Origin of the sequence: Levilactobacillus enshiensis (assembly GCF_007115095.1) — a bacterium.
Classification (GTDB): domain Bacteria; phylum Bacillota; class Bacilli; order Lactobacillales; family Lactobacillaceae; genus Levilactobacillus; species Levilactobacillus enshiensis.
The window spans coordinates 33,857-60,210 of record NZ_SULH01000006.1 but is presented as its reverse complement, the minus strand read 5'-3'; the positions used below and the strand labels follow the sequence as shown (position 1 = coordinate 60,210).

The window sequence follows — 26,354 nt, the reverse complement described above, 5'->3', positions numbered from 1 at the left end:
ATAAGGCTGGTAAGACGACCACCTGGGGAATCTGGGACACGAGTAAACGTTTTATGGGACCTAAACAGGCATTGGAGAGCTACAAAGTCGTGACGGCCAAGGTTGATGGCAAAAAGGTAAAAGTGTTGCATGCCAAGAACCTATCGTCAATGCCGGTTGATGAACCGTATTTTTACACCAGTAAGTAGCTGACCAAGCAAACGAATCCTAAGGGAGACAACTACGGTAACAACTATGGTTGGAACTAAACTTTCGTTAGGGATGAACTTAACGTCAAGCCAGCTGGATGATAACTTGCTTTAGTAAAAGAAGCTGCTGGTCTCGCCAAAATTATCGAGACCAGCAGCTTCTTTTAAAATAAAACGGCAAAAAAACCGCTAACGCAACGTTTTCACGTCTGATTAGCGGTTAACGGGTTGTTCTTCTGATTGGGTATACTGGGAACGAACCACCCCCCTTAGAAACAGCGTTGCATAGGCATTTATGTACATTTGACTATAAACTGGCTGTCATTTTGGCTGTCAATGACAGTAACTCACACATATTTGATACTTAATTTTGGCAGGGCGATGAAACTGTTAGCTTAATGGCTGGCAGTTTTTATTTTGTCTTCATGTATCAAAAAGAGCTTTATCCGAACCGTTCGGATAAAGCTAAACCTGTGTGTACATATTGGCGTGTGACTTATTAAATTGTAAAGCCATTAACTATAACCTAATTATAATACCCGTTGCTGAAATGTCCTAACAGAAAAGTTCTAGTACCGTAGTCATCCCTGCAGTGTTGCGATATTTCCCAAGATAAACAAAAACGCCCACTCAATCTATTCGGGCAGGGCATTCAGCACAACAATGCGTAAGAATAATAAATATCAGGGGAATTTAATTAAGATTGGCAACATCACATCTATATTATACTACCTGCTGCGGGGATGTCCTAACTAGTTATGTCGGGCTGCAGTAGGTGCTTAGAAATGGCTGATTACTTACAAAAAGAGCCTCACGAAAAACTAGCCGGGTTGATAACATTGATTATAACAGTAATCAATTTCGTCATTGAAATCTGGCAGTTAGTCGCAAAGCTCCTATGACTTATGGCATAGGCAGTGAGACACCGCTTGTATTTGTGTACCTCAATTTTAGCGGGGGATGTAGCACAATTCAAACATTAGAAAGCAGATAGTATATTGAGCAAAAGAGTAACAGTAAACCACCCTGCCGGTTAATAGGGTGGTTTTTAATGTTCTTGGGCTTGCGCTATAATGTTTAGTAAGGAATTATATTAGGGGGTAATTATTTGTTTAAGATGGGAAGTAAGAGTGCAGTATTGCTAATGCTGCTCGGTGCTGCTGCCGGTAGTCTAGCTGTAACCAATGCGTCTGCTAAAACTAGCAAAAAAGCCATGGCAACTAGTAAAAAGATAACTAGCGAGTTTGATAAAGTTGGTATTCGTAATCTAACGAGAATTACACGGGATAGCGATAGCCGTACAAATGCGGGTAAATTACAACCGGACGTATTTACGGTATCTAAGTCACTAAACTTGGGAAATCAATACCGCAATAAGGGTGCAAAAATCTCCAAAAATTCAGTGGTGATTGGCAGTGTGGACAGCAGAGGTCTTGCCAGTATAAAGAACACTACACTTTCAAAGAAAAATCAGAAAAAAGTATTCAGTAAAATTGGTAAAAAGTGGCAGTATAGCATATCTATGAATACTGTTAAGCCATCAATATTAAAGAGTCATACTGCTAAAACTGCCTTTGCATATGGCGGATATTCAAATTTACCCGATCTGTATCGGGCTGGTTCAAACTCAAGTAGCCAAGTAAGTAGTAAGAAATTTATAACTGTGACTGCGGACAACTATTTGAATTACTACACGAACAATACCAATTACACCAAAATTTCTCAGTCAATTAAAATTAAAAAATTCAACCGTGGAAAGTCAGTTTACACTTACTATCTGGCTAAACCATTGAAGGGGTTTGGAACCAAGAAGGTTAAGGTCTTTGGGAAAACTTTGTATCGTTTGAGAATGTCACTTGGTGACGTGTTCCAAGCAAAAGATGACAAAAATGGTGACGCAGATGGGTTCAGAATTATGGTAAAAGTTGGTAATCAAAAGTTCTACACCAATCTTGGCAATATTGCGGAGTCATATGCCGACTTATTACAAGGCAATAACTATGGTGCATACTCATTTGACGAACAAAAAGCCAAGCAATATGTTCAGGGATTGCAATAATCATATAAAAAAAGACTACCCAAGGGATAGTCTTTTTATTTTGTGAAATTATACTTTAATTCAAAGCCAGCAGGGTAGATCGGTTAGGGATGTAAGCCCAGCTCTTTGGCTAATGCCTTGAAAAAGGCCATACGTTTACGGCTTATCCCAGTACGATCACAACTAAGCTCTATTGCTAGTGTGATTACAGTAGCCTCATCATTGCGATTAAAATACATTCGTTTAATGATCGTTTGAGTTTCAGAGTCACTTCCCTGTAGGGTGTAGGCAACGGCTTCCTGATTTTCTCGCAGTACCTTTATTTGTCGGTCACTGCCGAGCTTTAAGGCCGTATTTTCTACCCTGTCATCTTGGCTGTCACATGGCTACCTCGTATGGACACCAATTTAAAGCCCAATGTACTAAAAAAGCCGCTATATCAACCCCCGTGAGGTCTAATAGCGACTAATGTAAAACAATAATTGGGTATACTGGGCTCGAACCAGTAACTTACGGATTCAGAGTCCGCTGCCTTACCATTTGGCGAATACCCAATGATCTGCGCTGCTTGAAGCAACTATTTAATAGTAACTTGTTCCGCTTTTGGTGTCAACCAGTTTTCTTTAAAAAATGGGGCGAACTGCATGAATTTCCGAATTTCTGTAATTTTATGCAGAGAACAATTGACATTTTTTGTTGGATAGCGTAAATTAGATATTGCTAGTAAATGACATTGCCCGCTGGTCAAACTGGTTTAAGACGTCGCCCTCTCAAGGCGGAGTTACGGGTTCGAGCCCCGTGCGGGTGATACTTAAGACGACGTTTATAAATAAAGAGCATCGAAGCGTTGATTTGACAACGTTTTGGTGCTCTTTATTTTTTGAATGTTAACAAAAAGAACCCGTATTCGCAAATACGGGTTCTTACTTGTCGCCGTCCAATTTGAAGAGGTGAGGCTTTCCGTAGAACCAGCCTTGACGAAGATCAATCTCTAAGTCATTGGCCATGTCGTGTTCTTCTTCATTTTCCACGCCTTCAAGAATCAAACGAAGCTTATACTGCTTGGCAATCTTATCCCAAAAGGCCAGGGCCTCGGGAATTTCGTTTTCACGATTTTCCTGACGGAAGTTTTGCATAGCAAATTTAATTTCACTAGCATAGGGTAAGATGGGTTCTAGATGATCATAAGTGTTGACGCCTGTACCGATGTCATCCAAACTCAATTGAATTAAATGTTCATCGAAAAAGTGAACTTGATCGATGATTTGTTGATTAGAAACCTTCTCGTCCGTCCGTTCTTCAGTGACCTCCAAAACCAAATTGATCGGATAAATGTGCCGCTGAGCAGCAATAATGGCGTTGGCAATGGTTGGATCAATGAATTGGCTTTGGTTGACGTTAAAGGAAACAGACCCAATCTTTAAGGCTAGTTTCTGGGCCGTTCGATTGATGAGGTCAGCTTGAACGCTGATTGGAATGGACGCAAAGTTGTGGGGTAGGACCCACTTGCCATCAACCTGTTGGCGAATCAGCAACTCGTAGCCAATCAACGAGTTGTTGGATACATCTAGTTGTGGCTGAAGAAAATAACGATACATAGGTATGAGTTCCTCCTTAACAGGTGTCTGCTACCATCATACTTTATTTTGACGATTAAAAATAGAGTGAATTATTAGAAAAGTTGGACAAAGAGCGAATTTTGGTCGTATTAATTTCTTATGTAACATATTATATTATATAAAGGTTTATGGTTTTATTATATGGTTTGCTCTATAGTAAGAGTAGTGAGTTATTTAGCCCGGGTTCGCAGATTGTTGTGAAATGCGGAATAGCTGGGAATAATTGGTACCTTGGTCGGTAATCAATTACTAAACTTAACTAACGAGGAGAATGATTAGACAATGGCATGGTCAATTTGGCTAGTTCCCCCAATCGTCACGAGTGTTTTCTTTGTCTTAGGGGTTATCACGCTGTACTGGTCGATTTTTAATTGGGTTACTGCGAAAGTCGAATCGCAAAACAAACCAATCAACGTGAAGAAGGTTCAGATTGCCATCGGGACGACCTGTGCTGTCGTGTCGGTGTTTGCATTACAACTAATTGTTCGCGATAGTCATTTGTCGTGGACGTTTACCAATTTTCAACTCTTACTGTTGATTTTTGTGGCTTACTTCTTACAGCTTAAGATTCCCCACTGGCTGATTTTCTTAGCTGGGGTCGGCTTTATGTTAATGAATGGTAATTACACGGCAATTCTGTCGTGGATCTATACGATTTTATTTGTGTTGTTCTATGTCGTTTCTTATCAACAAAGTACGCATTTATGGCGTTGGCCGTTCACGCGTTACATTACAATTGCCATGTTATTTGCTTTGGCGTTGTGGTTTTTGGTCAAGGTACGCTTCAACTTGGATTGGAGCACCTATTTCATTGAGCTTGGCGACTATGCAGCGTTAGCATCTTTGATGTATGGCTACTTCAAGATTCAGGATAAGGATCGTCGCATCAAAGATCGTCTTTTCCAGTCTGCTAATTGGGATGCACTGACGCGCGTACAAAACTATGCGGCATATGACAGAGCCATTGCTTATCAATTTCAACAGAGTACGGCTCACAACACGGACCTGTCGATGGTCATGTTTGATATTGATCACTTTAAACACGTGAATGATACCTATGGTCACTTGGCAGGGGATGAGGTGCTGAAGCAGGTGGCCAGTACCGTGACGGCCACCCTGAAAAAAGTCGATAACAGGATCGTTCTGTACCGGACCGGTGGGGAAGAATTCAACATTATTTTCCCTGACTATGATTTAGAACGGACACGAAAAGTCGCCGAACAGGTCTTCGATGCGGTCAAGACGCTGGAGATTCCCTATAATGATGTGGTTTTAAACGTCACGATTTCTGTGGGGGTTTCCGTCTTGAGTGCAAGCGATCACAACCCCTTGGACTTTTACAAACGGGTCGACGCGAACCTTTATCATTCCAAGAAGAACGGTCGTATGCAGATTACGGCTGGTTAAGTAAAGAATAATTCGAACGAAGATTCGTGCCAAACATTCAAATTTAGTGTAAAATTGCTGCTAGTCGTGGGCGTGCCGACGACGGATTGGAGCGATTATCGTGGTCTTACTTTTATTGTTACTCTTATTGTTGTTCCCGATTCTCCGGTTGGTTTTTGGATTAGCCGGTTGGTTATTGGGAATCGTCGGGACGGTGATTATCGGGGCCATCGTCCTCGTTGCCTTTGCCGCTTTGTTCCGGTTCTTCTTGATCGCCGTGGTGGTCGTTGGGGGACTATGGGCATCGCGCGCACTATTTAATTAATGTATTGGAAAAGGGGCCACAGAAGTGATTGAAAACTTCCATGGTCCTTTTAGTTTGCGCCAGATAGGCGTTTATTCAAATGAGAGTTCAACCAAATAGGTATGTTCCTCAGGCACGTAGCCGGTGGTGATCCAGACGTCACGGTAATCTAGCTTAGACGTTTGTGTCTGGTCAAAGAATGTATTGAGGAGATCGCCATTTTTAGCTAAAAAGTTTTCATCCATCCGGTTGACCAGTAGATGGCCCGCTGGGAAGTAAATATCAGCGTTAGCGACCGGAACCGTATCGGGAACGCCAATGGTCATGACGTTACTGTTGCGTTGCCGAATGAACCGGACTTGTTGCGGATGTCGATGGATGTAGGTTAAGACATTATAGATTGAATCAGAGTTGCTCGCCACAGTTTTCTGTCTCCCTTCGGTGTCTACTATTGTAACAAATATTTTTAGCTTTACCAGTGGGATGTTTAGGCAATTAACTGGTTGCAGGAGTTGGTCGAGTAGCGGTGATAACTGAAAATATAGTGAAGATACCCGCCAAATTAGTGAATTTATTGGCGATGGTGCTCGGTATGCTGTCAGTGGCCTACCTTGGAATTATTCTGAATGACAGAAAATCGTGGCGGCGAACCGACAGCTTTTTCAGAGCAGATTGCGTTAACGCAAGATGACGGTGGGGATGTGACCTTGGTGCTGGTAACGATGATCATGAAGTAGACGGCTCGAGTCGGGCGGATTCCTGATGTGGACAGGCCATAATGCTGATGATATAGCGTAACGAATCGATTTAACTGGGACATTAATTAGGAGGTGGGCACAAGCAAAATTTGCGAGTAATCCTTTATTGCAAACCGGATTGAGCAGAGTATAATTATCGCATATGCAGTTTTGAAACTTTTACAGAGTGTACAGTATAGAAAGAAGGCCAAAATTCTAATGATGCGACTTGCCCGTAAACACTTGGACTGGTGGGCAGTAGTCCTTGCGGTGGGTTTTATGATTATTCAGGTTGCCTGTGATTTATCACTGCCAACACTAACCTCAAATATCATTGATAAAGGGATTGCCAACAATGATATTGGCTACATCTGGCGCACCGGTGGTCAAATGTTGCTTTTAAGCTTTATCGGTGTGCTGGGCGCGGCAGGTAACGTTTACTATGCGTCAACACAGTCGCAGAAGATGGGGCAACGGATTCGGACCGAACTTTTTAAGAAGGTCACGTTTGCCTCGACCGAAGAGTTTGAAACGGTGGGGAATGCCTCACTGATTACCCGGACGACAAACGATGTGGTCCAGATTCAAAATGTCATGGTTCAAATGCTTCGAATGATGTTGATGGCACCGATTATGTTAATTGGTGCTGGTGTCTTGGCTTACGTCAAGAGTCCGCGGTTAACGCTGGTCTTCTTGGTTGCCTTACCAGTGCTAGCGATTTTTACGGGGGCCATCATGGTCTTTGCCGTGCCATTGTTTAAGAGTCTCCAAAAGAAGATTGACCGGATCAACCTGGTTTTCCGTGAAGGGTTGACCGGTGTCCGGGTTATTCGGGCGTTCAACCAAGATAAGTTTGAACAGGATCGGTTTGAAGGTGCCAACCGAGACTATACCCAAACGGGGATCAAAGTTTTCATGATCGTTTCGTTGATGTTTCCAATTATCACGTTGATCGTGAGCGGGACCAACATCGGTATCGTCTGGTATGGTGGCCAATTGATTGGTAATCAAGCCCTCGAAGTTGGGAATTTGGTTGCGTTCATGACTTATGCAACGCAATTGTTGATTAGCTTCATGATGGTTTCCATGGTCTTTGTCTTTGTTCCCCGGGCACAAGCTTCTGCTGCACGGATCAACGAGGTCATGGACTTGAAGTCAAAGATCAACGATGCCGATGCACCAGTTGACCTGACGCAGGACCAAGCGAGCTTGACCTTTGATCACGTTAATTTCCGCTACACGGGTGCTGAAAAGTTAGCACTGGCCGATGTGAACTTTAGCGCGACGGCTGGTCAGACCGTGGCAATTATTGGGGGGACCGGGTCTGGAAAATCCACGTTGGTCAATCTGATTCCACGACTATTTGATCCCGAGAGTGGGCAAATCAAGTTGAATGGCACGCCACTGACGGCAGTTAGTCAAAAGGCACTGCATGATGCAATTTCTATTACGCAACAGCAGGCAGTGCTGTTCTCCGGAACGGTTCGCAGCAACATGGTCTTCGGGATGCCTGATGCAACCGACGACCAGATTTGGCATGCCTTAGACGTGGCTCAGGCCAGCGACTTCATTAAAGAAGAGGGCGGTCTGGACGCAACCGTTGAACAAAATGGGGATAACTTCTCCGGTGGACAACGGCAACGACTGGTCATTGCCCGGACGATTTTGAAGCGTGCTAGCGTTTATATTTTTGATGACTCCTTCTCTGCCTTGGACTTCAAGACAGATTCCCTATTACGTCAAGAATTGCGTAAGGATGATCAAGTTCAAGCAGGGGTCACAGTTATCGTGGCTCAACGGGTATCGACGGTGGCCGATGCTGACCTGATTCTGGTCATTGATGGCGGTAAGATCGTTGGTCAAGGGACGCACGATGAACTGAAAGCCAATAACGAAACGTATCAAGAAATTCTGGATTCACAACTCCGAAAGGGGGACGTCATCGATGCGTAATGGACGCGGTGCCGCTACGAAACAGCGGCCACAAAAATTCTGGGGAACGACTTTCCGGTTGTTCCGCTACATGAAACGCTGGCTCCCCGGCATCTTTGTCGTCTTAGTCTTTGCTGTCGTTTCAGTAATTCTGCAGATCAAGACGCCAAAGATTTTAGGTGAAGCCACAACGGAACTCTTTAAGGGTGTGATGAAGGGCCAGGCCGAATTGAAAGCCGGCATTGGCATTCATAGTTTCCCAATTGATTTTGGGAAAATCGGTCACATTTTGTTGGTCGTCGGCATCATGTATGCCGGAGCTGCCCTGTTTGGGGTCGTTCAACAGTTGATTATGAGTTGGATTTCGCAGAAGGTCGTTTATCGTTTACGACGCGACTTGAAGCAAAAAATGCAACGCTTGCCCATCGGTTACTATGATACGCATAGTAACGGGGACTTGATGTCCCGGATGGCAAACGATATGGATAACATCGGTGGGACGTTGCAGCAAACGCTGTCCCAAATGGTTACCAGTGTGCTGACCTTCTTTGGGGTGCTGTACATGATGCTAACCATTAGTGGTTGGTTAACCTTGGTGGCGTTGATCTCTGTGCCACTGAGTTTACTGGTGGTCATGATTGTGGCACCAAAGTCACAACGGTTCTTCGCGAGTCAACAGAAGAACTTGGGACTGCTAAACAATACGGTTGAAGAAACCTATGCCGGTCATACGGTCGTTAAGACCTTTAACCGCGAAGGCGCGACGCAAGAAGAATTTGAGGAACATAACCAAAAGTATTACCAATCAGCGTGGAAAGCACAATTTGTATCTAGTCTGATTTTTCCCCTGATGAACTTCGTCAAGAACCTGGACTACTTAGCCGTTGCGGTTATTGGTGGGATTCAGGTTGCTAATGGGACAGTTAGCTTGGGGAACGTGCAAGCCTTTCTGCAATACACCAACCAATTCTCACAACCTATTACGCAAATGGCGAACCTGACCAATACGATTCAAGCGACGATTGCATCTGCTGAGCGGATTTTCTCCGTCTTAGATGAGGACGATATGCCCGACACGGCAACGGCCGAGGTTCCGGCAGCAACGACACCGGCGGACAACGTCATTGAATTTAATGACGTGGCCTTCCAGTACGTTGCAGATAATCCACTGATCGCTGACTTCAACCTGAAGGTCAAGCCAGGCGAAATGGTGGCTATCGTCGGGCCAACTGGTGCGGGGAAGACTACTATTATCAACTTACTTGAGCGGTTCTACGATGTGAAGTCCGGGGAAATCAAGTACCGGGGCCAAAACACCAATGCGGTTGACCGGGCTGGTCTGCGGCGGAACTTTGCCATGGTGTTGCAGGATACTTGGTTATTTACCGGGAGTATTTTCGACAATATCAAGTATGGCCGTGAAGACGCAACGGATGATGAGGTCTATGAAGCAGCTAAGGCCGCCCATGCCGACACCTTCATTCGTCAGCTGCCTGATGGCTACGATACGATTCTGAATGAATCGGCGACGAACATTTCGCAAGGCCAACGGCAATTACTGACAATTGCACGTGCCTTCGTGGCTGATCCAGACGTCTTAATTCTGGATGAGGCGACAAGTTCAGTCGATACGCGGACAGAAATGTTGATTCAGCACGCCATGGAACGGTTATTGGCTGGTCGAACGAGCTTCGTGGTCGCTCACCGGTTGTCCACGATTCAAAATGCTGAAAATATTGTGGTCATGAACCATGGTCACATTGTCGAAACGGGGAACCATGAGAGCTTGCTGGCTGCTAATGGGTTCTACGCCGATCTGTACAATAGTCAATTTTCAGGGAATAACTTGGCTTAGATTTTGAGAAAGGGCATCACATGAGGGAGGTAGCTCCTGAGTGTGGTGCTTTTTTGATGCCGCTAATGTCAGCGCCCTAGGTTACTTCTGGTCGTTCTTGTGTCTTGAAATGTTGGTAAGCTTGATTGACAATGTCGGCTGGAGATTGCCGGTAAACCAAGTGGATATTGGGACGTGAATGAAGCTGACTCTTCGTCAACGTTTCCAGGACGGCGTGCGAAAGGCCTTCACTCATCAAGAAGGTGAGGTCGGTGCGTTGACCAGTTGCTTGCTGTATGATCCAGGGGATACTCTTTTCACGGTTGTTGACGATGACCGGTGTGACGCCAAAGAATCGAAGTGCTTGATTCAGAGTTTGGGTTTGTTGCCAAGTCACAATCAGGATACGTTTGCCAGTTAGAATGGCTTTGCCATCTGCGGGAAGCCAATTAGTGAAGTGCCTAGGTTGTGCGCGCTGATGCAGCCGTCGTAGCTTGTCACGATGCAGGTCATGAGGGGTCACTTCAGCATACGTTTGTGTGAGCAGAATACTTTGATTGCCGGTTAAAACGCCGGCGTAAATGACATCTAAGCGTGGCTCGGCAAGCTGATTCAAGTGGTAATTGGCTAGAATCTGGTCGTCAATCGTCTTGAATGCCAAGTGGTCATTAACTTTGACGAAGTAGCCATAAGTTTGTTTCTCATGTCGAATGATTAAATTGTCAAGCCGCAGTTGGCGATAACGTTTAGCAAAATCAGGCAACCAAGGGACTTGCTGGAAGTTTTCGGGCGTTAGAAACGCTTTTAGACCGGCTTCTAAGTATTGTGGAGCGTCACTGCGCAAAAGGCTGAGCTTTTGCGTGAGTTTGTCTACGGTAGCGTGGCTGGCCGTGAGTTCCTGTTTGAGGCGTGTCACCTTAACCTTCAGCGCGCGTTCCCGTTTTTGGGCCACCAGAAGCTGTTTCTTAGTGAGAGTAAGTTTGCGAAGTTGCTTACGCTGATTATGGATCTTCTGCAACGGTGGTGCTGAGTGCTGGAGCCGACGGGCAGTCTCAAGGCGATTTTCAGCGGCCTGAAGCAAGAAACCGGCCTGCGCAAAGTAGGCCTGTACGTAATTGATCTGTCGCTGGGTCATAGCGGCATCAAGTTGTTTGGCTTGGTAGCGCTGGGTGATGTCAATGTTCTTGCGATGGAGGGTTTGATTTTCTTCGCGTAGTGCCTGATTTTCCTTTTTCAGATGACGCTGCGATTGTTGTGCAATACGCAATTTTTCGCGTAACTCAGCGACCTGATTACGGATCCGGTCGTGCTTAACTTGACGACGTAGACGGCGCAATTCGGATTTTAGTGGGTCGTTAGTGGTGGGGTGCTCAGCTGAGTTGGTCAGGACGAGTGCGGGCCGTTGTTGTTCAAGTTGCCGATAACGCTCTAGAAGTTCCGACTTAACATCGTTTGCGCGTTGCTTATCTTGCTTTGACTGCTCGTTCAAATCAAACTGTTGGTTAACCATGGTAACCACCTTTCGTGTGAATAGTTAGATTAAGTTTACCCTAAACGGATGGCGATACAGCGGGATTTGCTCACCTATCTTTTTATAAAAAATTATTACATTTTTAGTGTAGCGGCGTACATAATTGAGCCCGGAAGCTGGTAAGCAATCCTTAGAGTTTGGTGTCGTTTTCACTGAAAAATTGCGTCTACAGTCCAGCTATGGGTACAATGAAAGCTAGAGAAAGTAGAGGCGATGGCGATGACTTATCCACAAACAAAGGCGGCGTTACAGCGGCTGGTGACTGAAAAGGTCGTACCGGGCGTGAGCTATGCGTTGATCGACGGTGATAGCGTGGAAACTGGAGAAATCGGGCAGGCGGCGCTAGTACCCCAGCCGGAAGTCTTGCGGCCAGGAATGATTTACGACGTGGCCTCACTCACTAAGGTTGTCGGGACCCTGAGTGTGGTGCTTCAACTTTTGAATCAAGGACGATTACAACTGACGGATTCGGTCTCACAGTGGCTACCAGAATGGCAGGACGGACGCGTCACGTTACAGCACTTGCTGACGCACACGTCGGGGATTACGGGCTACATTCCGAATCGCAATCAACTAGATGCAACGGATCTCGCACACGCCTTACTCCACCTGCATGTGGGGCCGACGTTTAATCGGAAAATGGTCTATGCGGACGTCAACTACATCTTCTTGGGGTGGATCGTCGAGCGGGTCTTGGGCGTGCCCATTCAGGTGGCGGCTAAACAACGGGTCTTGGACCCACTGGGGATGAGGCACAGTACATTTACGCCAAATGATCCGCAACAATGTGTGCCCACGGCAATTACACCGGGGCGCGGGTTAGTTCGTGGCGACGTTCATGATCCAAAGGGCTACGTCTTACAACGGCGGTGTGGCTCAGCTGGCCTGTTTAGCACAGCCGAGGATTTGGCAACGTTCTGCCACGCCTACCTGCATCCAGAGACTTGTCCAGCGGTGTTACCGCCAACCTGGATTCACCGGTTGACGGAAGATTGGACGCCAACTGGTCAGGCCGGCCGTTCACTGGGCTGGGCGCTGACTGCGACTCAGTGGCCACGACCACACCGGGTCATCTGGCACTCCGGCTTCACGGGCACCTACTTGGTTATCGATCAACAAGCCCAGCAAGCGATGGTGTTCCTGACAAACCGAGTTCATCCGGTAGCGCCAAATCTACCGTACTTGGACCAACGCAACGCAGTGATTGGCACTTACTTGGCTGAAAAATAGGGCTAGGGTTTTGAACAGTCAACGTCGTTAATGAGAATCGTCTGCAGAAAAAGGTGGGTTCATCACCGGATTTTGAAGCCACGCGAAACGAGTGCTTTCCCAATTGCGCTGCGCTGGCGGTCAGAAATATGATCTTGTGCATATAAAAAGGACGTTGTCCCGTCAGAAATGGCAGGGATAACGTCCTTTGTGCTTGGATTAGAAAGTTGCTGGAATCGGTAAAGCTTTTTGTTGACTGAAGTCAGCGTCCGGGTACTTCCGTTGTAAAGCGGCCACCAACAGATGTTTGGCGATGTCACCGTTCCGGGTGAGAATTGGGCCGTGGAAGTAGGAACAATAGACGTTCTTGTAAATAGCGCCTTCCGTCCCATCTTCACCGTTATTCCCTTTACCGGAGATGACGTTGCCCAGAGGACGTTCGCCATCGCCGAGGAATGTTCGACCTTGGTGATTTTCAAAGCCGTGGTACGTCTCACCGGTCTCCTGGTTTTTAATGACGATATTACCAATAAACCGGTTATGGTCTTGCGCCAGGGTGTAGTGGTCTAATGCACCGATGCCGGGGAGTTTTTCACCATCAGCCCCGATGTAGTAATGACCGAGAAGCTGGAAACCACCACAGATGGCCAGCAGGGGACCATCTGATTCAATGAATTTGGTCAATTCAGCCTTCTTGGTCTGGATATCTTGAGACACGATGGTCTGCTCAAAGTCTTGGCCACCGCCGAAAAAGGCCAAGTCGTAGTCAGCTGCTTTGAAGTCTTCCTCCAGACTGACCACCTTAACGTTTAAGTGAACGTCCATTTGCTTGGCATAGTAGTTCAGTGCCAAGATATTACCGACGTCGCCGTAAGTGTTCATGAGGTCGCCATACAGATGGGCGACGTTTAAGTCGTAAGTCATACGCCGAGACCCTCCTTGATGTAGCCCTTAGTTGCTAAAATCTTCCGCAGTTGTAGCATGGCTGTGTAAGTTGCCAGCACGTAAACCCGTTCAGTCGGGACTGCTTGGATGCGGTCAACGACTTTTTCCAAATCGGGTTCAACGATGTGCTTATCATCGGGAATTCCAGCGACTTTCAAACGGAACGTGATGTCTTTATACCGTTCACCACCAGTGATTACGGCAGGAATATCGCGGTCGGTCAACTGTTCAAAGTCGCCATCCCAGATCCAACTGGTATCGATACCGTCCGCATAATTGGCATTTAGCAGGCCAACTAGGGAGAATGGATGGGTGTCCGTGTCAATCATGTGGAGAACTTGGTCGAGGCCCACTGGATTCTTCACCAAGATAATCGTGACCCGTTTGCCATCAACGTTGATGACCTCTTGCCGGCCGAAGACTTGTTGGTTCGCGTTAAAGGCGTCACTGATCTGTTCGGGTTCGACGCCCATGAACCGACCAACGGCGTAAGCGGCTAAGGCATTGTAGATGTTGTAGGTTCCGCCGACCTGAATCTTGAAGGGATGACCGTCAATTTCAAATTTCGAAGACGTTGGTGTTTGTTCCCCCAGCTTGGTCAAACGGTAGGTCAATTCGGGCCGTGAGAACCCACAGTTGGGACAGAAGTACTTGCCCTGGTTGCTATAGGTCAAGGAATGGTAATGCAAAATGTGCTCACAGTTGGGGCACAAAACCCCGTCCGTGTTAGGCTTGGCCTTGAAGTCACTGTCGGGTTCGTTGTCGAAACCGTAATATTGAATCGGGTTCGGAAGTTCCTTAGAGTGAAAAATCGGTGAATCACCGTTGGCAATGATCGTGGCGTTTGGTGCCAGTGCCACACCATCCAAGATCTTTTGGTAGGTGGTATAGATTTCACCGTAACGGTCCATTTGATCACGGAAAATGTTGGTGAACACAAAGGCCTTGGGTTCAATGTACTGGGTGACCTTGATGACGTTAGCTTCATCGACTTCCAGAACGGCTAATGGCCGCCCCGTCTTGGGGTTCTTAGCATTGAGAAAGGTCGTCACGATACCTTGTTCCATGTTGGAACCGGTCGGGTTAGTTAAGATGGTCGGGTACTTTTCGTGAAGCACAGAGACCGTCAGTGCGGTCGTCAGGGTTTTCCCGTTCGTCCCGGTGATGACGATGACGTCATACTTGGCCCCAAGGGTTCGCAAAATGTTCGGGTCGAGTTTTAATGTAATTTTACCTGGGAGAGAACTTCCCCCGTGAAGAAACGTGTGGAGAAACCAGTAAGAGGATTTCCCCGCGAAGGTGGCTACGCCGCTTCTGAATGACATGGATATTCGCTCCTTAATCGCGACAAGATTTTTTAGTGTCGGTACCTTAATATTCAAGCCTTAATTTTAGCATTTTTTAAGCGTTTAGGGGAGGACCTTGCTTGAACTTTGGGAAATCGCAAGGAAAGTTTGCTTGCGTGACGGTCGAATTTTGCTAGCTAATCAGCTATAATAGATAGAAACTGTCAAAAAGGTGGGAGTAACGTGGCGCAGCTATTTTTCCGTTATGGCGCAATGAACAGTGGGAAGACGATTGAGATCCTGAAGGTCGCTCACAATTACGAGGAACAAGATAAGCGAGTCATTATTATGACGAGTGGGTTGGATACCCGTGATGAGGTCGGTTATATTGCGAGTCGGATTGGGCTCAAGCGTAAGGCACACCCAATCTTTAAAGAGACCAATTTGTACGACAAAATTGAACGCATTGACGCGCAGGCAAATTGTGTTCTGATCGATGAGGCCCAATTTTTGACTAAGGCCCACGTGTTGCAGTTAGCGAAGGTCGTTGACGACTTACACATTCCTGTGATGACTTTTGGTCTGAAGAATGATTTTCGTAACGAATTATTCGAAGGTTCCAAATACCTGATGTTATACGCGGATAAAATAGAAGAAATGAAGACCATCTGCTGGTTCTGTACCAAGAAGGCCATCATGAATTTACGCTTTCACGACAATCAGCCAGTCTACGAAGGTGAGCAGGTACAAATCGGCGGTAATGAAGCTTACTACCCAGTTTGCCGGCGTCACTACTTCAACCCACCATTAGATCAATTCGGTAAGAAAGACTAGCGGTGAAAAATAAACTCGGCTTGGCTGGCGAAATGTGATAAACTTGCAGTTCTGAGTTTAGGCTTAAAGGGCCGCCCAGGTTGGCGATATGGTTGCCACTAAGCATGTCGCTTGTTGAGGGAACGGTGCCGATTTAGTTGCCACAGTGGCCGGTTGAAATTTCCCTTAGTGATTATTAGGCTAGCAATGCGGGTCATTAGCTAGGGATAGTGGCCCTCTGGTTGCAGCCGGTAGAGTGAAGATAGCCCTGTGCCGAGTAAACTAACACAATCAAAATGTAGTTCCACAAATTGAAACGAGGTTAAATCGAATGGACGAAATGTTTGACAAGCTCCAAGCCGTGGCGGACCGCTACGACGAATTAAATGAATTGATCAGTGACCCTGAAGTGATTGCGGACACGCAAAAATTTATGGCGCTCTCTAAAGAAGAAGGGGAGTTGCGCGAGACCGTCGATAAGTACCACCAATACCAAGACGTGACCAAGCAGATTGCCGATGACGATGAGATGCTACGTGAAAAGCTCGATGATGACATGGATGCCATGGTCAAAGAAGAGCTGAAAGATCTCAACGAACAGAAGGCAAAGCTAGAAGAAGATATCAAGGTCTTGCTTTTGCCGAAGGACCCAAATGATGACAAGAACATCATTATGGAAATCCATGGGGCAGCTGGTGGGGATGAAGCCAGTCTCTTTGCTGCCGACTTGTTCAGCATGTACTCCAAGTACGCTGAACGCCAGGGTTGGACGATCGAAGTTGTTGACGAAAACGCCACCGAAGTTGGTGGCTTCAAGGAAATCGTCATGATGATCTCTGGAGACAAGGTCTATTCTAAACTGAAGTATGAAAATGGGGCCCACCGTGTCCAACGGGTCCCTGTTACCGAATCTGCCGGCCGGGTTCACACCAGTACCGCGACGGTTGGGGTAATGCCCGAAGAAGAGGACGTGGATATCGATATCGATCCTAAGGATATTCGGACCGACGTTTACCGGTCATCTGGTGCTGGTGGGCAACACATCAACAAGACGTCTTCTGCCGTGCGAATGACCCACTTGCCAACTGGAATTGTCGTTGCCATGCAAGATGAACGGTCACAACAACAGAACCGGGCGAAGGCCATGACTATTTTGCGGGCTCGGGTCTACGACTACTACAAGCAACAAGAGGAAAGTGCCTACAATGCGGAACGGAAGTCTGCTGTGGGGACGGGGGACCGTTCTGAACGGATTCGGACTTACAACTATCCTCAAAACCGGGTGACGGATCACCGTATCGGATTAACGCTGAACAAGCTTGACCGGATCATGAACGGTGAATTGGATGACATCATCGATGCCTTGATCCTGTCAGACCAAGCCGCTAAGCTTGAAGACTTGAAGAACAATGGCTAAGCTGACATTTTTTCAGCTGTTAAAGGCTGCTGAGCAGCAACTGGCTGCCGCTGGTCAAGACACTAGTGCGGCCCAGTATCTGTTACTAGAGGGGCAGGAGTGGACATTTACCACACTAGTCCAACATTATCGCGATGTCGTTCCTGGTGAGTTGACAACGACCTATCAGATGCAGATCAAACGCGTCTGTGCGGGCGAACCGGCCCAATACATTTTGGGACATGCGCCGTTTTATGGACGGGAGTTCCAAGTGACTCCGGCAACGCTGATTCCTCGTCAAGAGACGGAAGAATTGGTTGAGTGGGTGCTGGCTGATGCGCCATCGAAGATCAGTCTCTTGGATGTCGGAACCGGGAGTGGCGCGATTGCAATCTCGCTCAAGGCGGAGCGGCCGGCGTGGACGGTCACGGCGACGGATATTTCCGCTGCGGCGGTGACCGTGGCGCGTGCAAACGCCAAACGACTGGGGGCACCAGTCACATTTGCCACGGGAGATTTGTTGGCATCCGTACAGGGAAAGCGATTCGACATTATCGTGTCGAATCCGCCCTACATTGATCGCGCGGAGTTGCCCGTCATGGACGACTCCGTTAAACGTTATGAGCCGGACACAGCTTTGTTTGCGGCTGACCACGGGCTGGCATTTTATCGTCGTTTTGCGGCCGAGTTGACCACGGTTTTACAACCAGCAGGCCAGTTTTTCGCTGAAATTGGCTATCATCAGGGAGCAGCGGTGCGTGAGATCTTTACGACGGCGTTGCCAACCGCGGTGGTGACGGTTAAAACGGATATCAACGGCCATGACCGGATGGTTCGCGTTCAATTGAAACGTTAGGATGGGAGATTAGAGAATTATATGGAAACAAAAATTTTTCAACCAAATGAAATTGATGAGGCGGCTGCCGCTATTCGTGCGGGCGAATTGGTGGCTTTTCCCACTGAGACCGTCTATGGTTTAGGCGCCGACGCGACTAATGAGCAGGCCGTTAAGCAAGTGTACATTGCCAAGGGCCGTCCGAGTGACAACCCGCTGATTGTTCACGTTACGGGTGAAGATACGGTGAAACAATACGCACAGCCCCTATCTGACAAGGCAGAAGCGCTGATCAAGGCATTTTGGCCGGGTCCCTTAACGTTGATCTTTGAATTACAGCCCGGTAAACTGTCGAAGGCCGTTACGGGGGGGTTGAATACGGCCGCCTTTCGTAACCCGGATAATCAGGTGACCTTAGACTTGATTAAAGCCGCTGGGGTGCCACTAGTTGGCCCTTCTGCGAATACGTCGGGGAAGCCAAGCCCAACGTTAGCCAAGCACGTTTACCATGATTTAAACGGTAAAATTGCCGGCATCTTGGATGATGGGCCAACGCAGGTCGGTGTTGAATCGACCGTGCTTGACATGTCGACCGAGATTCCAACGATCTTGCGTCCCGGTGGGGTGACCGAAGAGCAGCTTGAAGCCGTGATCGGTACGGTTCAATCGAACCACCACAAGGTCGGCAAGGGCGAGATTCCTAAGGCCCCCGGAATGAAATATAAGCATTATGCGCCTAATGCACAGGTCACCATTGTCGATAACGAAGCTGACTGGCCAGCAGCATTGGCCTGGGCAGCCCAACAGGATGGAACGATTGGCGTGATGGCTTTAGACCATATCTTGGCGGCTGATCAGTTACCGGCCAATACTGAAGTCTTCTCACTAGGGGCAGATATGGCCAGTGCTAGCCACCGGTTGTTCGCTGGTTTACGGCATTTTGATCTGGAGTCACCAGTAACGGGAATCCTGGCACAGGGATTTGCGGCAGAAGGCCTGGGTGCGGCGTACATGAATCGCCTGAACAAGTCTGCAGGACAACAACATTTTGAAAAATAGCTGAGCGTGTGGCAAAGGGAAGTTACCCTTTGCCGCACCTTTTTTATAATGGACGTTCAACGTATAGCAGGGTCTGAGGCAATCAAAAGTCTCAGGTCCTGCTTTAATGCTAGGAAATACTATTTGGGGAGGTCGGTGCGATAACAGTTTCGTTACCAGCAGTATCCTTAGTTGCTGGTAGGGCCTTTGCAACTAATTTTGTCACCGGTGAGGGCAGTTTGTAGGGCGCGTAACACAACGTTCGGTATAAAAAGATAAATAAGCCATCGTGGCCCCACGTCACCAAAAAATTTGGTAGAATGAAATCAATTACAGTTCAGGAGGGATCGCCAGTGAATTTTAAAGAAAAAGATCCAGCTTTATGGGGCGCCATTGCAAAGGAAGAGCAGCGACAAGAAGACACGATTGAGTTAATTGCTTCCGAAAACATTGTGAGCGAAGCTGTGCGGACAGCGCAAGGGTCCGTGTTGACGAACAAGTATGCTGAAGGCTATCCGGGAAAACGGTACTACGGGGGCACTCAGTATATTGACGTGGTTGAACAGCTCGCCATTGACCGGGCTAAGGAACTGTTTCACGCCGAATATGCGAATGTCCAACCTCACTCCGGGTCACAGGCCAATCAAGCCGTCTATGCGGCATTCTTGAAGCCTGGTGACACGATTCTTGGGATGGGGCTCGATGCCGGCGGTCATTTGACCCATGGTGCCAAGGTCAACTTCTCTGGTAAGCTCTACAACGCCTATAGCTATGCGTTGAATCCGGATACGGAACTCCTGGACTACGAGATGATTCGCGAAGTGGCCCAAAAGGTAAAGCCACAGATGATCGTTGCGGGGGCTTCCGCGTACTCCCGGTTCATTGACTGGAACGCTTTCCGCAAAATTGCGGATGAAGTGGGGGCTTACTTGATGGTCGATATGGCCCACATTGCCGGGCTGGTTGCCACGGGCTTACACCCTAGTCCAGTTGGAATTGCCGACGTCGTGACCACGACAACGCACAAGACGTTGCGCGGACCACGGGGGGGCCTGATCCTTTCTCAAGCAGAGAATGCGAAACGGATCAACTCGGCCGTGTTCCCAGGGACCCAGGGTGGACCGTTGGAACACGTCATTGCCGGTAAGGCCGCAGCTTTCTTTGAAGACCTGCAACCGGAATTTAAGGACTATGCGAAGCAGATTATTGTCAACGCGCATGCGATGGCAGATGAATTCACCAAGTTACCAGCCGTGCGCGTGATCTCTGGGGGAACAGATAATCATTTGATGACGCTGGACCTGTCGGCGACGACCCTCAATGGGAAGCAAGCACAAGACTTATTGGATAGTGTGATGATCACCACCAACAAAGAGGCCATTCCGAATGAGAAGTTGAGTCCGTTTAAGACCTCTGGTATTCGAATTGGGACGCCAGCCATTACCACGCGGGGCTTTAACGCCGATGAGTCGCGTGAGGTCGCGCGGTTGATCGTCCAAACGATTACCCACCCCGATGATGAACAAATTTTGGCCGATGTTCGCCAACGCGTTCACAAATTAACCAGTGCCCACCCGTTAAATGCCTTACCCTAGAAAAAAGTTTTAGAAAAAACGTTTTCATTTAAAATTTGTCCGTTTTGGTAGCGAAGATAATGGTACAATTGTAAGAAATCATAAAGGAGCGTTTATTCATGGGGAAGTTTCAAGTACTTGACCACCCGTTGATTCAACACAAACTGACGATTATCCGGAACAAAGACTGTGGGACCCGCAGTTTTCGGGAGGTTGTCAACGAAATCTCGACTTTAATGGCATATGAGGTTTCACGCGATATGCCGCTCCAAGATAAGAAGATTGAGACGCCAGTGGCTAAGATGACGGCCAAAGAACTTGCCGGTAAGAAAGTAGCGATTGTGCCAATTCTGCGTGCTGGGATTGGGATGGTCGACGGTATCCTAGAGCTGATTCCTGCTGCTAAAGTAGGTCATATCGGGATGTACCGGGATGAAGAAACACTCCAGCCTCATGAATATTTTGTTAAGTTGCCGTCTGACATTGATCAACGACAAGTCTTTGTTGTGGACCCAATGTTGGCAACGGGTGGCTCTGCAATTATGGCGATTGACGCACTGAAGAAGCGGGGCGCAAGCAACATTAAGTTTGTCTGCTTAGTTTCTGCTCCTGAAGGGGTCAAAGCCTTGCAAGAAAAGCACCCCGATGTTGATATTTACACGGCGGCACTTGATGACCACCTGAACGAAGATGGCTACATTGTACCTGGTCTCGGCGATGCCGGTGACCGTTTGTTTGGGACGAAGTAAACTTTAAGGAGATTCGGCTGAATTCAGCCGAGTCTCTTCTTTATTTCAGTAAGGTCACTTTTTTAATGATTTCGGTTAGGAATTTAGCGGGGCCGGTGCGCACGCAAATAGACTGTGAAAACGCTAACTATCCTTTTACGGCCTGAATTTTACCCAAGTGGTCGGGAATGTTTAGCCTGTGAAAAATTGTTTTGTTTTTTGTTAGGATTGGTGGTATCATTTCCAGTGTATTTGAATGGAGCACTCGCTTCGTTCGCTATTCCGCTTTTCTTGAGACGACCGCTTGCATGAAGGGGCTCAGCTTAGGGATTGCGTCCATATAGTGTTGAAAAGAGGTGATATTCGGTGAGTGATGATCCAGTTTCAACCTTCCAGTTCTTGGGACTGACATTTAGTACTGCTAACGTTGTATCCGGTTTGGTTGTTTTCCTACTGGTAGTAGCAGTCGTTTTTTTCACTTCCAGGAAATTGGCCATGAAGCCAACCAAGGGGCAAAACTTCTTGGAATGGTTGATTGATTTTACCAACGGAATTTTGAAGGGATCCATTCCTGCCGGCGATGTCGGTAAGTTCGGTTTGTGGGGGTTCACTCTGTTCCTGTTTCTCTTTCTTTCTAACGAAATTGGGTTGTTTATCCAGGTGGCAACTCGAAGTGGGGCGACGATTATGCGTAGTCCAACTTCCGATCCTATCGCGACATTAACCTTCTCGTTGATGACGATGATGATCGCCCAATTCGCAGGAGTTTGGAAATTAGGTTACAAGGCGCACTTTGCAAACTACATGAAGCCCTTTGTGTTCTGGCTTCCAATCAGTATTTTTGAGGAATTCACGAACTTTTTGACGTTGGGTCTTCGTATTTTCGGGGTTATCTTCTCTGGTGAAATGCTATTAGGGGTAATCTGGGATCTGGCAGTTTCACACGGTATTGTAACGATGATTATTGCATTGCCAATCGAAATGGCTTGGCAAGGATTCTCCGCGTTCTTAGGGGCTATCCAAGCGTTCGTTTTCGTTACGTTGTCATCAGTTTATATTTCTCAAAAGCTAGAACTCGAGGAATAAGTTTTATCTAATTTAAGGAGGAAACACAGATTATGGGAGCTATTGCAGCTGGTATTGCTATGTTTGGTGCCGCCATTGGTGGGGGTATCGGTGATGGTATCGTTATTTCCAAGATGCTAGAAGGTATGGTTCGTCAACCTGAATTATCAGGTCAATTACGGACGAACATGTTTATTGGTGTTGGGCTGGTTGAAGCCATGCCTATCATTTCCTTCGTTGTTGCTTTGATGGTTATGAACAAGTAGTTACAACGAACAACCGGTAAAAATTGTAAATATCTGATAGCAAAAGGAGGTGTCAATAGATGCTCTCACATTTAGTAGTTGGTCAGACGCTTTACTTTGGTGATTCGCTTTTCTACATTATTAGTTTCGTACTTTTAATGTGGATCATTAAGATCTTTGCGTGGGGTCCAGTGACGAAGATGATGCAGGATCGGGCTGACAAGATCAGTAATGATATTGACTCAGCTGAAAAGTCTCGTACCGATGCCGCTAGTCTGGTTGAAAAACGCCAGGCAGCTTTGGCAAATTCTCGTTCTGAAGCCCAAACGATTGTGAGTGATGCCAAGACTAATGGTCAACAGCAACGCGAACAAATCGTGACGCAAGCCCAAGCGGATGTTCAAACGATGAAGCAAAATGCCCAAAAGGATATTGAACAAGAACGTCAAGACGCTCTGTCCGATGCCCGTAACGATGTGGCGGATTTATCTATTGAGATTGCTTCCAAGATCATTCAACGAGAATTGAAGGCTGACGATCAAAAGGCGTTAATTGATTCTTATATCGAAGGGTTGGGGAAGCAACATGAGTCTTAATAGGGCAACGGTAGCTAAGCGCTACTCTAAAGCATTATTTGATTTGTTGTCCGAAAAAGACCAACTGGAGTCAGGTTACACAGAATTACAAGAACTTCGGCGTATCTTCCAGGACAACCCAAAATTGAGCACGATGCTCTCAGACGCTAGCCTGCAGGTTGCTGATCGCGAAGCGTTACTTCAACCACTGTTGAAGCAAGCATCACCGTATATCAAGAACCTGATTCAAATGGTCTACGACTACGGTCGCGTGGAAAACTTGGTCGATATTATCGATCAATTCCAGGTCTTATATGATGATTTGCATCACACAGTTTATGCACAGGTGACGACGGCAGTGGAATTGTCTGATGACCAGAAGTCACAGATCGAAGCTGCCTACGCCAAACGCGTGGGTGCTGAAAAAGTTATCTTGAGCAGCCGGGTTGACCCAGCTGTGATTGGTGGCGTCATCGTTAAGGCTGCTGATACGGTTCTTGACGGTAGCTTACGAACTAAAATTAATCGTTTACGGCAGCAACTGCTAGCATAACGAATTCGGTGATAAAGAGGTGAAACTTTCATGAGCATTAAAGCTGAGGAAATCAGTGCTCTAATTAAACAACAATTAGAAAGCTATCAAGATGAAATCTCAGTTGAAGAAACTGGTACGGTTACTTACGTTGGTGACGGTGTCGCTCGGGCCCACGGTCTGAACAATGCGTTGCAAGGTGAGTTGCTGTTGTTTGATAACGGGGTTTATGGGATGGTCCAAAACCTCGAAGCCAGTGACGTTGGTATTGTTATCTTGGGTGATTTCACTGGAATCACTGAAGGCGATACCGTTAAGCGGACTGGCCGAATCATGGAAGTTCCCGTTGGCGAGCAATTAATTGGCCGGGTTTTGAACCCATTAGGTCAACCAATTGACGGTAAAGGGGACATTTCCACAGACAAGACGCGTCCTATCGAACATAAGGCACCTGGTGTTATGGACCGGCAAGGGGTTAGCGAACCTCTACAAACCGGGATCAAAGCCATCGATGCTTTGGTTCCAATCGGTCGTGGCCAACGTGAATTGATCATTGGTGACCGGAAGACTGGGAAGTCCTCCATTGCCATCGATACGATCATTAACCAAAAGGGCCAAGACATGATTTGTATCTATGTCGCTATTGGACAAAAGGCTTCGACGGTGCGTGCACAAGTGCAAACACTGGAAAAGTTTGGTGCGATGGACTACACAATCGTCGTTACCGCAAGTCCTTCCGAACCAGCACCATTGCTGTACATCGCGCCATATGCCGGTGCAGCGATGGGTGAAGAGTTCATGCACAACGGCAAGCATGTGTTGATCGTCTATGATGATTTAACCAAGCAAGCCGATGCTTATCGTGAACTTTCTCTGATTCTGCGGCGTGCGCCAGGTCGTGAAGCTTACCCTGGTGACATTTTCTACACCCACTCTCGTTTATTGGAACGGGCAGCTAAGTTAAACGATAAACTTGGTGGCGGTTCAATGACGGCTTTGCCTGTCATTGAAACCAAGGCCGGTGACGTTTCTGCTTATATTCCAACCAACGTTATTTCCATTACCGATGGTCAAATCTTCCTGAACAGTGATTCCTTCTATTCAGGTATTCGACCAGCCATGGATGCCGGGACTTCTGTTTCTCGGGTTGGTGGGGATGCACAAATCAAGGCCATGAAGAAGGTTGCTGGGACGTTGCGGTTGGACTTATCTGCCTACCGTGAACTGGAATCCTTCGCCCAATTCGGTTCTGATTTGGATGCCGCTACGCAAGCACGGTTAGCGCGTGGGGCCCGGACCGTTGAAGTCTTAAAGCAAGGCTTACACGAATCCGTTCCCGTTGCTAAGGAAGTTATTATCTTGTTTGCTTTGACGCATGGTCATTTGGACAAGCTTGAAGTCGCTGACGTCTTACGTTACCAAAACGAACTGTTTGATTACATGGACGCTAGCCACCAAGACCTTGAAGACACGATCACGACGACTGGAAACTTACCTGAAGGTAACTCTCTGGAAGACGCCATCGCTGAATTCGATACGACTTTCCAGCCGACTGCCAAAGCAGATGATACGGCGGCCAACTCGGCTGATTAAGAGTACTTGAAGGAAGGATGGTGAGAAATAATGGCTGAATCAATTCATGACGTTCAACGTCGAATTACGTCCACGAAAGCAACCCGTCAAATTACGGCGGCGATGCACATGGTCTCGACGGCGAAGTTAAATAAGATTCAGAAACAAGCAGTCGGCTACCAAGACTATGTTTCTAAGGTTAAGGCTGTCGTCATGCATCTTTCGCAGTCTCATCTGTTGGATAATTCCTCAAGTAGCCTGCAGTCGAACCGTCCAGTAAAGAAAACCGCATATTTAGTGATCACCTCCGATCGTGGAATGGTGGGAAGCTACAATAGCAGCGTTTTACGGGATGCCAATGCGTTCATTAAAGAACGGACGCCTAATCCTGACGACTACATGGTGTTAGCCGTTGGGGGCACTGGTGCTGATTTTTACAAGCACCGGGGCGTTAATGTAGCTTATGAATACCGTGGTGTCAGCGACGTTCCTGAATTCAATGAAGTTCGGGAAATCGTCAAGACGGTGACCACGATGTTCAACAACGAAGTCTTCGATGAACTCTTCGTGTGCTACAATCACTTTGTTAACCGGATTTCATCCCGTTTTCGGGCTGAAAAAATGTTGCCAGTTGACGGGGAAGCCCTGTCTTCTGATGCGGCAAACGATACGAAAACGACACCGTTAACGGCTGAATACGACACAGAACCTTCTGAAGAGGGTGTCTTACAGGTCGTTCTGCCTCAATACGCAGAAAGCTTAGTTTACGGTGCGATTTTGGACGCAAAGACGGCCGAACATGCATCAAGTACCAACGCGATGCAGTCTGCTACTGATAATGCCGATGATTTAATTGCGACCCTGCAACTGCACTATAACCGTGCACGGCAAGCAGCGATCACGACTGAAATCACCGAAATTACCGGTGGGCAGGAAGCCTTAAATAACTAATGACGGGAGGAATTAACGAAT

General features: G+C 47.2%; 24 protein-coding genes, 2 tRNA genes and 1 pseudogene. 20 read left to right on the top strand and 7 right to left on the bottom strand.

Annotation, left to right across the window (positions count from 1 at the left end):
• Positions 1-53 precede the first annotated feature (53 nt).
• Positions 54-188: a hypothetical protein gene (locus FAY32_RS14975; protein WP_263862545.1), complete on the top strand. Its 135-nt coding sequence runs from the start codon at positions 54-56 to the stop codon at positions 186-188.
• Positions 189-1,296: 1,108 nt separating this feature from the next.
• Positions 1,297-2,247: a hypothetical protein gene (locus tag FAY32_RS07535; protein ID WP_143462836.1), complete on the top strand. Its 951-nt coding sequence runs from the start codon at positions 1,297-1,299 to the stop codon at positions 2,245-2,247.
• An 83-nt stretch (positions 2,248-2,330) separates the two neighbouring features.
• Here FAY32_RS07535 and FAY32_RS15070 read toward each other — a convergent pair.
• Positions 2,331-2,582 (bottom strand): annotated as a pseudogene (locus FAY32_RS15070) (hypothetical protein); the annotation flags it as partial.
• Between the two features lie 126 nt (positions 2,583-2,708).
• A tRNA-Gln gene (locus tag FAY32_RS07525) sits at positions 2,709-2,780 on the bottom strand.
• Between the two features lie 180 nt (positions 2,781-2,960).
• On the opposite strand from FAY32_RS07525, the gene FAY32_RS07520 reads away from it, so the two are divergent.
• A tRNA-Glu gene (locus FAY32_RS07520) sits at positions 2,961-3,034 on the top strand.
• 115 nt (positions 3,035-3,149) lie between these two features.
• Here FAY32_RS07520 and FAY32_RS07515 read toward each other — a convergent pair.
• Positions 3,150-3,824, bottom strand: coding sequence for an EAL domain-containing protein (locus tag FAY32_RS07515; RefSeq protein WP_143462835.1), 675 nt, complete (start codon positions 3,822-3,824; stop codon positions 3,150-3,152).
• A 303-nt stretch (positions 3,825-4,127) separates the two neighbouring features.
• Here FAY32_RS07515 and FAY32_RS07510 point away from each other — a divergent pair, with 303 nt between their 5' ends.
• Both FAY32_RS07510 and FAY32_RS07505 read left to right on the top strand, forming a co-directional pair.
• On the top strand, positions 4,128-5,252 hold the full coding sequence (locus FAY32_RS07510; protein ID WP_143462834.1) for a GGDEF domain-containing protein: 1,125 nt from the start codon (positions 4,128-4,130) through the stop codon (positions 5,250-5,252).
• Between the two features lie 100 nt (positions 5,253-5,352).
• The gene (locus tag FAY32_RS07505) at positions 5,353-5,556 is read left to right on the top strand and encodes a hypothetical protein (protein WP_143462833.1); all 204 of its coding nucleotides are present in this window, start codon (positions 5,353-5,355) and stop codon (positions 5,554-5,556) included.
• A 71-nt stretch (positions 5,557-5,627) separates the two neighbouring features.
• On the opposite strand, the gene FAY32_RS07500 is transcribed toward FAY32_RS07505, so the two are convergent.
• A complete protein-coding gene (locus FAY32_RS07500) occupies positions 5,628-5,957 on the bottom strand; it encodes a hypothetical protein (RefSeq protein WP_143462832.1) in 330 nt (109 codons plus the stop codon).
• A gap of 534 nt (positions 5,958-6,491) precedes the next feature.
• Here FAY32_RS07500 and FAY32_RS07495 point away from each other — a divergent pair.
• Together FAY32_RS07495 and FAY32_RS07490 are read left to right on the top strand one after the other, a co-directional pair.
• Positions 6,492-8,225 carry an ABC transporter ATP-binding protein gene (locus FAY32_RS07495; protein ID WP_143462961.1) on the top strand — a complete coding sequence of 578 codons (1,734 nt, stop codon included), beginning with the start codon at positions 6,492-6,494 and terminating at the stop codon, positions 8,223-8,225.
• Positions 8,218-10,059 carry an ABC transporter ATP-binding protein gene (locus FAY32_RS07490; RefSeq protein ID WP_143462831.1) on the top strand — a complete coding sequence of 614 codons (1,842 nt, stop codon included), beginning with the start codon at positions 8,218-8,220 and terminating at the stop codon, positions 10,057-10,059. Before FAY32_RS07495 ends, FAY32_RS07490 begins: the two co-directional genes overlap by 8 nt.
• Positions 10,060-10,135: 76 nt before the next feature.
• Here the strand turns inward: FAY32_RS07490 and FAY32_RS07485 are convergent, their stop codons facing one another.
• Positions 10,136-11,548 (bottom strand): hypothetical protein, encoded by a 1,413-nt coding sequence (locus tag FAY32_RS07485; protein WP_143462830.1) that lies wholly within the window; start codon positions 11,546-11,548, stop codon positions 10,136-10,138.
• A 240-nt stretch (positions 11,549-11,788) separates the two neighbouring features.
• On the opposite strand from FAY32_RS07485, the gene FAY32_RS07480 reads away from it, so the two are divergent.
• Complete coding sequence (locus FAY32_RS07480) at positions 11,789-12,799, top strand: serine hydrolase domain-containing protein (protein WP_143462829.1); 1,011 nt, start codon at positions 11,789-11,791, stop codon at positions 12,797-12,799.
• A gap of 198 nt (positions 12,800-12,997) precedes the next feature.
• Here FAY32_RS07480 and FAY32_RS07475 read toward each other — a convergent pair whose 3' ends face one another.
• Positions 12,998-13,702, bottom strand: a complete 705-nt coding sequence (locus tag FAY32_RS07475) for a type 1 glutamine amidotransferase (RefSeq protein WP_143462828.1) — start codon at positions 13,700-13,702, stop codon at positions 12,998-13,000.
• Positions 13,699-15,048 (bottom strand): Mur ligase family protein, encoded by a 1,350-nt coding sequence (locus FAY32_RS07470; protein WP_143462827.1) that lies wholly within the window; start codon positions 15,046-15,048, stop codon positions 13,699-13,701. Before FAY32_RS07470 ends, FAY32_RS07475 begins: the two co-directional genes overlap by 4 nt.
• A gap of 204 nt (positions 15,049-15,252) precedes the next feature.
• Here FAY32_RS07470 and FAY32_RS07465 point away from each other — a divergent pair, with 204 nt between their 5' ends.
• The 12 genes from FAY32_RS07465 to FAY32_RS07410 all read left to right on the top strand — a co-directional run bounded on the left by FAY32_RS07465 (position 15,253) and on the right by FAY32_RS07410 (position 26,333).
• Positions 15,253-15,843, top strand: coding sequence for a thymidine kinase (locus tag FAY32_RS07465; protein ID WP_143462826.1), 591 nt, complete (start codon positions 15,253-15,255; stop codon positions 15,841-15,843).
• Positions 15,844-16,153: 310 nt separating this feature from the next.
• Positions 16,154-17,239: a peptide chain release factor 1 gene (prfA, locus tag FAY32_RS07460; protein ID WP_143462825.1), complete on the top strand. Its 1,086-nt coding sequence runs from the start codon at positions 16,154-16,156 to the stop codon at positions 17,237-17,239.
• Positions 17,232-18,074, top strand: coding sequence for a peptide chain release factor N(5)-glutamine methyltransferase (prmC, locus tag FAY32_RS07455; protein ID WP_143462824.1), 843 nt, complete (start codon positions 17,232-17,234; stop codon positions 18,072-18,074). The genes prfA and prmC overlap by 8 nt, the downstream gene beginning before the upstream one ends.
• Positions 18,075-18,095: 21 nt before the next feature.
• Positions 18,096-19,112, top strand: coding sequence for an L-threonylcarbamoyladenylate synthase (locus FAY32_RS07450; protein ID WP_143462823.1), 1,017 nt, complete (start codon positions 18,096-18,098; stop codon positions 19,110-19,112).
• A gap of 332 nt (positions 19,113-19,444) precedes the next feature.
• Positions 19,445-20,686, top strand: a complete 1,242-nt coding sequence (glyA, locus tag FAY32_RS07445; RefSeq protein WP_143462822.1) for a serine hydroxymethyltransferase — start codon at positions 19,445-19,447, stop codon at positions 20,684-20,686.
• Between the two features lie 98 nt (positions 20,687-20,784).
• Positions 20,785-21,414 carry a uracil phosphoribosyltransferase gene (upp, locus tag FAY32_RS07440; protein WP_143462821.1) on the top strand — a complete coding sequence of 210 codons (630 nt, stop codon included), beginning with the start codon at positions 20,785-20,787 and terminating at the stop codon, positions 21,412-21,414.
• Positions 21,415-21,759: 345 nt separating this feature from the next.
• Positions 21,760-22,479 (top strand): F0F1 ATP synthase subunit A, encoded by a 720-nt coding sequence (gene atpB, locus FAY32_RS07435; RefSeq protein WP_143462820.1) that lies wholly within the window; start codon positions 21,760-21,762, stop codon positions 22,477-22,479.
• Between the two features lie 32 nt (positions 22,480-22,511).
• Complete coding sequence (gene atpE, locus FAY32_RS07430) at positions 22,512-22,724, top strand: F0F1 ATP synthase subunit C (protein ID WP_048732192.1); 213 nt, start codon at positions 22,512-22,514, stop codon at positions 22,722-22,724.
• 59 nt (positions 22,725-22,783) lie between these two features.
• Positions 22,784-23,299, top strand: a complete 516-nt coding sequence (gene atpF, locus FAY32_RS07425) for a F0F1 ATP synthase subunit B (protein ID WP_143462819.1) — start codon at positions 22,784-22,786, stop codon at positions 23,297-23,299.
• On the top strand, positions 23,289-23,831 hold the full coding sequence (atpH, locus tag FAY32_RS07420; RefSeq protein WP_143462818.1) for an ATP synthase F1 subunit delta: 543 nt from the start codon (positions 23,289-23,291) through the stop codon (positions 23,829-23,831). The genes atpF and atpH overlap by 11 nt, the downstream gene beginning before the upstream one ends.
• Before the next feature lie 30 nt (positions 23,832-23,861).
• Positions 23,862-25,403: a F0F1 ATP synthase subunit alpha gene (atpA, locus tag FAY32_RS07415; protein ID WP_143462817.1), complete on the top strand. Its 1,542-nt coding sequence runs from the start codon at positions 23,862-23,864 to the stop codon at positions 25,401-25,403.
• A gap of 30 nt (positions 25,404-25,433) precedes the next feature.
• Complete coding sequence (locus FAY32_RS07410; protein ID WP_048732185.1) at positions 25,434-26,333, top strand: F0F1 ATP synthase subunit gamma; 900 nt, start codon at positions 25,434-25,436, stop codon at positions 26,331-26,333.
• Positions 26,334-26,354: the final 21 nt, after the last annotated feature.

Coding starts and splice junctions, on each gene's coding strand:
- FAY32_RS14975 (WP_263862545.1), top strand. CDS start 54: ATGGGACCTAAACAGGCATTGGAGAGCTACAAAGTCGTGACGGCCAAG.
- FAY32_RS07515 (WP_143462835.1), bottom strand. CDS start 3,824: ATGTATCGTTATTTTCTTCAGCCACAACTAGATGTATCCAACAACTCG.
- FAY32_RS07510 (WP_143462834.1), top strand. CDS start 4,128: ATGGCATGGTCAATTTGGCTAGTTCCCCCAATCGTCACGAGTGTTTTC.
- FAY32_RS07495 (WP_143462961.1), top strand. CDS start 6,492: ATGATGCGACTTGCCCGTAAACACTTGGACTGGTGGGCAGTAGTCCTT.
- FAY32_RS07490 (WP_143462831.1), top strand. CDS start 8,218: ATGCGTAATGGACGCGGTGCCGCTACGAAACAGCGGCCACAAAAATTC.
- FAY32_RS07485 (WP_143462830.1), bottom strand. CDS start 11,548: ATGGTTAACCAACAGTTTGATTTGAACGAGCAGTCAAAGCAAGATAAG.
- FAY32_RS07480 (WP_143462829.1), top strand. CDS start 11,789: ATGACTTATCCACAAACAAAGGCGGCGTTACAGCGGCTGGTGACTGAA.
- FAY32_RS07475 (WP_143462828.1), bottom strand. CDS start 13,702: ATGACTTACGACTTAAACGTCGCCCATCTGTATGGCGACCTCATGAAC.
- FAY32_RS07470 (WP_143462827.1), bottom strand. CDS start 15,048: ATGTCATTCAGAAGCGGCGTAGCCACCTTCGCGGGGAAATCCTCTTAC.
- prfA (WP_143462825.1), top strand. CDS start 16,154: ATGGACGAAATGTTTGACAAGCTCCAAGCCGTGGCGGACCGCTACGAC.
- prmC (WP_143462824.1), top strand. CDS start 17,232: ATGGCTAAGCTGACATTTTTTCAGCTGTTAAAGGCTGCTGAGCAGCAA.
- FAY32_RS07450 (WP_143462823.1), top strand. CDS start 18,096: ATGGAAACAAAAATTTTTCAACCAAATGAAATTGATGAGGCGGCTGCC.
- upp (WP_143462821.1), top strand. CDS start 20,785: ATGGGGAAGTTTCAAGTACTTGACCACCCGTTGATTCAACACAAACTG.
- atpE (WP_048732192.1), top strand. CDS start 22,512: ATGGGAGCTATTGCAGCTGGTATTGCTATGTTTGGTGCCGCCATTGGT.
- atpF (WP_143462819.1), top strand. CDS start 22,784: ATGCTCTCACATTTAGTAGTTGGTCAGACGCTTTACTTTGGTGATTCG.
- atpH (WP_143462818.1), top strand. CDS start 23,289: ATGAGTCTTAATAGGGCAACGGTAGCTAAGCGCTACTCTAAAGCATTA.
- atpA (WP_143462817.1), top strand. CDS start 23,862: ATGAGCATTAAAGCTGAGGAAATCAGTGCTCTAATTAAACAACAATTA.
- FAY32_RS07410 (WP_048732185.1), top strand. CDS start 25,434: ATGGCTGAATCAATTCATGACGTTCAACGTCGAATTACGTCCACGAAA.